The sequence below is a fragment of the Mesorhizobium sp. M7A.F.Ca.CA.003.01.2.1 genome, assembly GCF_003998945.1.
In the GTDB taxonomy this organism is placed as follows: domain Bacteria; phylum Pseudomonadota; class Alphaproteobacteria; order Rhizobiales; family Rhizobiaceae; genus Mesorhizobium; species Mesorhizobium ciceri.
Genome location: NZ_RZRA01000492.1, coordinates 1 through 4,151, shown reverse-complemented (window position 1 = coordinate 4,151; position 4,151 = coordinate 1). Strand labels below are relative to the sequence as shown.

At 62.4% G+C, this 4,151-nt stretch carries 5 protein-coding genes and 1 tRNA gene; 4 read left to right on the top strand and 2 right to left on the bottom strand.

The genetic code is table 11. The annotated features are described in order from the left end of the window. Both EN969_RS19500 and EN969_RS19495 read right to left on the bottom strand, forming a co-directional pair. Positions 1–1,015 (bottom strand): YcbK family protein (locus tag EN969_RS19500; protein ID WP_127419318.1); only part of this gene is annotated, 1,015 nt, incomplete at its 3' end. Between the two features lie 320 nt (positions 1,016–1,335). Then, positions 1,336–1,410: transfer RNA gene (locus EN969_RS19495), tRNA-Thr, on the bottom strand. Positions 1,411–1,569: 159 nt separating this feature from the next. Between EN969_RS19495 and EN969_RS19490 the strand changes: the two genes are divergently transcribed. The 4 genes from EN969_RS19490 to EN969_RS19475 form a co-directional block, all read left to right on the top strand. After that, the gene (locus EN969_RS19490) at positions 1,570–1,764 is read left to right on the top strand and encodes a hypothetical protein (protein ID WP_013530202.1); all 195 of its coding nucleotides are present in this window, start codon (positions 1,570–1,572) and stop codon (positions 1,762–1,764) included. 130 nt (positions 1,765–1,894) lie between these two features. Next, a complete protein-coding gene (murA, locus tag EN969_RS19485) occupies positions 1,895–3,187 on the top strand; it encodes a UDP-N-acetylglucosamine 1-carboxyvinyltransferase (RefSeq protein ID WP_013530201.1) in 1,293 nt (430 codons plus the stop codon). 205 nt (positions 3,188–3,392) lie between these two features. Continuing rightward, on the top strand, positions 3,393–3,827 hold the full coding sequence (locus tag EN969_RS19480; protein WP_013530200.1) for a DUF2948 family protein: 435 nt from the start codon (positions 3,393–3,395) through the stop codon (positions 3,825–3,827). 7 nt (positions 3,828–3,834) lie between these two features. Then, positions 3,835–4,151: histidinol dehydrogenase (locus EN969_RS19475; RefSeq protein WP_206525184.1), on the top strand; the 317-nt coding region annotated here is incomplete at its 3' end.

Genomic DNA, 4,151 nt, shown 5'->3' with positions numbered 1-4,151 from the left:
GTGCGAAGGCCGGCAGCGGCACTGAGCCCGGCGCCATCGCCATGACGATCGCTTCAGGCGTCTTCCCCTTCTGCCCGGCAAGCGGTTCTTCGCCTGGATCGCTGCCAGCAATCTGGATGTCAGCCCGCTGGGCATCCTGCGGCGGCACGATAGCGATACCCTGTCCGGCCGGTCTGGGTTCGACGGACCTCGCCGGTTTGCGTGGCGCCGGCACCGCTTCGGCGACATCATCGGACTCGTCTGCGCCGCCCCCGCCCAAGAGCGTCGCCAGCAGGCCACGCGGCCTGCGTTGGCCGCCGTCGACGCTTGCCAGCTCGATGTTGGGCGTGCCGGCGCCCTTGCGCGATTTGTAGGCGGCAAACGCCTGCTCATAGCCGGGCAGCGGTTTGCCGTCGCTCGGCACATGCAGTGTGTTGCCGTTCGGAAATACCTTGGCGAGTTCCTGGCGGCTGATGCCCGGCCAATGCCGCACATTGCCGACATCCATGTGTATGAAAGGCGAACCGGAGGTGGGGTAATAACCCACGCCGCCGCCCTGCATTTTGAGGCCGATGTCGCGCAGTTTCTTCAGCGGCACATCCGGCAGGAAGAAGTCCATCGCGCGGCCAACCATGTGTTGGCTCTCCCGGGCCACACCCTTCGAGCGGCTGCGCAGCATGGCGTTCGTCGCCGGCGAACGATAGGCGCTGACCACATGGATATAGGCTGTCGAGCCGCTGGCGCGATAGGCCTGCCAGACAAGATCGAGCAGGCGCGGATCCATCTTCGTCGGTTCGTTGCGACGCCAGTCGCGCAGCATGAGATTGATCTTCTTCAATCCCGCCGGATCATAGCGCCCATTGCGCTTGAAGACGATTTCAGCCTTCTCGCCCGTATGGAGATGTTGAATCCTCAAAGCACGCGTCTCCGCGAACGCGCCGGTAGCGCACAGGCAAAGGAACGCTGCGATGATGGCAGGCAGGGTCCAAAGACGGGAAGCACCGGGGGCGTTTTGCACGTTTTCGCTCACGTTCATGCCTTGCACGTTCTTTTGTTTCGGGCGATTTAGATTTCCGCCCAGATCAGGAGCCTTTCGGCCCTCTTCCTGACAAGCATGGATCTGACCGGCGAAGACGGGCATCCATGCCACAATACGTCATGTCGATGAATAGCATCTTGGTTAATGAATCGTGTCTTGCCGGAATGCGCTTCGGCTGGATTTGCCTGTGGCAGCCATTTTCTGAAGCAATGAACCGCTGATCGGGTCTGCCGGCACGAGGGCCGCGCCATCCCATGTACCCGCCTCGCCCTCGCAAATGCAGAGGACGATCGTGCGGCAACAGGGATGTTGGAAACTGGTGCTGCGAGAGAGGATTGAACTCTCGACCTCTCCCTTACCAAGGGAGTGCTCTACCACTGAGCTACCGCAGCCGCTGATGGCGGGGCTTCTGCCATATCGAACCGGCAAGCGCAAGGCCAAGTGCAACGCTTCTGTGAAAGGCTTTGCCGGATGGCTTTTAATGACATGGCAGTGCCACAATGTTGGCTATCCCTGAACAGCAAGCTGGTGGGTCGCCGGCGGGATGGGCGATGGACGACAAGACAATTCCAGTGAAAAAGGATGGTCCACCGAAAAGCAGCGCAACAATCCGCAAGGATCGGCTCGCCGAGCAATTGCGCGCCAATCTGCAGAAGCGCAAGGCGCAGTCGCGCTCGCGGCGGACCGGCGAGGCCGACCTGCGTCCGGACGGGCTCGCTGCATCGAAGAAAATACAAAAAGATTAACTCAAATAGGTCACTCTTGGCCTGGGGTGGGCGAAATCCTATTTCTTGAACCAGATTGGCCAATGGTCTAGACGGGCCGCTACTCAAACGATTGAACCGGCCCTTTTTTGGCCGAGAGGGACGTTCTTCCATGGATCGCATCAGAATTGTCGGGGGCAACAAGCTCTCCGGAAGCATTCCGATCTCGGGCGCGAAAAACGCGGCGCTGCCTTTGATGATCGCCTCGCTTTTGACCGACGACACACTGACGCTGGAAAACGTGCCGCATCTGGCCGATGTTGAGCAGCTGATCCGCATCCTGGGCAATCACGGCGTCGATTATTCGGTCAATGGCCGCCGCGAGAAGCAGAATGAGGGCTATTCGCGCACCATCAACTTCTCCGCCCGCAACATCGTCGACACCACAGCGCCCTACGAGCTGGTGTCGAAGATGCGCGCCTCGTTCTGGGTGATCGGCCCGCTGCTGGCGCGCATGGGCGAAGCAAAAGTGTCGCTGCCGGGCGGTTGCGCCATCGGCACGCGGCCGGTCGATCTGTTCCTCGAGGGCCTCCAGGCGCTGGGCGCTGATATCGACGTCGACACCGGCTATGTCATCGCCAAGACCCGGAATGGCCGCCTTGTCGGCAACCGCTATATCTTCCCGAAGGTCTCGGTCGGCGCCACCCATGTGCTGATGATGGCCGCGGCACTCGCCAAGGGCGAGACGGTGCTGGAAAATGCCGCCTGCGAGCCCGAGATCGTCAATCTGGCCGAGTGCCTCAACGCCATGGGCGCGAAGATTTCCGGCGCCGGCACGCCAACCATTGCCATCGACGGCGTCGAATCGCTCTCCGGTGCGCGCGTGCGCGTCATTCCCGACCGCATCGAGACCGGCACCTATGCGATGGCCGTCGCCATGACCGGCGGCGACGTCGTGCTCGAAGGCGCGCGTGCGGACCTGCTGCAGACCGCACTGGACGTGATCGCCCAGACGGGTGCGGAGATCACGCCGACCAATTCCGGCATCCGGGTGAGGCGCAACGGCGCCGGCATTTCGCCGGTCGACGTGACGACAGCACCCTTCCCGGCCTTCCCGACCGATTTGCAGGCGCAGTTCATGGGCCTGATGACCATGGCCAAGGGTAAGTCGCGCATCACCGAGACGATCTTCGAGAACCGCTTCATGCATGTGCAGGAACTGGCGCGGCTCGGCGCTCACATCACGCTTTCGGGCCAGACGGCGATCGTCGACGGCGTGCCGAAGCTGAAGGGCGCGCCGGTCATGGCGACCGATCTTCGCGCCTCTGTCTCGCTGGTCATCGCCGGCCTGGCGGCGGAAGGCGAGACCACGGTCAACCGCGTCTACCACCTCGATCGCGGCTTCGAGCGGCTGGAAGAAAAGCTGTCCAACTGCGGCGCGGTGATCGAACGGATTTCGGCGTAGCCCGCGACCTCGGCTCCTCTCTAGCAGCGCAGGAGATTGGCGAAATCCTTCGCGGCAGCGTCCTTCTCCCCGTCACTATCCGGGGAGAAGTGCCCGGCAGGGCGATGAGGGGCAGCGCAGAGCTGCAGCTGTTGGTGCGGTTGCACCGATCGCCAAGACCGCCTAACAGAAGGCTGAACAATCAACCTTCAGGTGCGAAATCCGTATGACCGCCCTTAAGCTTATCGCGCTCGACGACCAGGATCTGAGCATCGTTTCGGCTCATGTCCAGGATGCCGTGCTGAAAGTCAGCGACCTCGAATTCCTCCCCGCGGCCAAGCGTTTCCTGCTGACCATGAACCGTTTCGTCTGGGAGGCAAAATCCGGCCTGTTTCGCCAGCATAATGAGCGACGGCAGGCCGTGCTGCATTTCGACCGCGTGCTCGGGGCCAAGACCAGCGGTATTGACCGCGACAAGCCTGCCGAAGTCCTGTCGCTGCTGGCGATCAGCTTCATCGAGATCAGCAAGCCGGCCGGCATCGTCGAGCTGATCTTCTCGGGCGGCGGTGCGATCATGCTCGACGTCGAGTGCATCGAGGCCCGTCTTGCCGACATCGGCGGGGCGTGGGAAGCCACCTCGCGCCCCATCCACAAGGCCTGAGCGTCCGATGGCCATCACGCTTCGTCAGTCCGATGCCGATTTCGAGCAACGTTTCGCCGCCTTCCTCACGACCAAGCGGGAGGTCTCCGCCGATGTCGATGCCGCGGTGCGCGACATCATCGCGCGCGTGCGCGCCGAGGGCGACGCGGCACTGATCGACTATACGCGGAAATTCGATCGCGCCGATTTGACCGGCCTCGGCATTGCCGTGTCTAAGGAAGACATCGCAACCGCCTACGAAACGGCCGACCCAAAGACGATCGAGGCGCTGGAGTTCGCGCGCGACCGCATCCGCTCGCATCATGAACGGCAGCGGCCGAAGGA

What these genes read in the sequence shown, in the direction of transcription:
- EN969_RS19490 (WP_013530202.1), top strand. Translation starts at nt 1,570, where the DNA reads ATGGACGACAAGACAATTCCAGTGAAAAAGGATGGTCCACCGAAAAGC.
- murA (WP_013530201.1), top strand. Translation starts at nt 1,895, where the DNA reads ATGGATCGCATCAGAATTGTCGGGGGCAACAAGCTCTCCGGAAGCATT.
- EN969_RS19480 (WP_013530200.1), top strand. Translation starts at nt 3,393, where the DNA reads ATGACCGCCCTTAAGCTTATCGCGCTCGACGACCAGGATCTGAGCATC.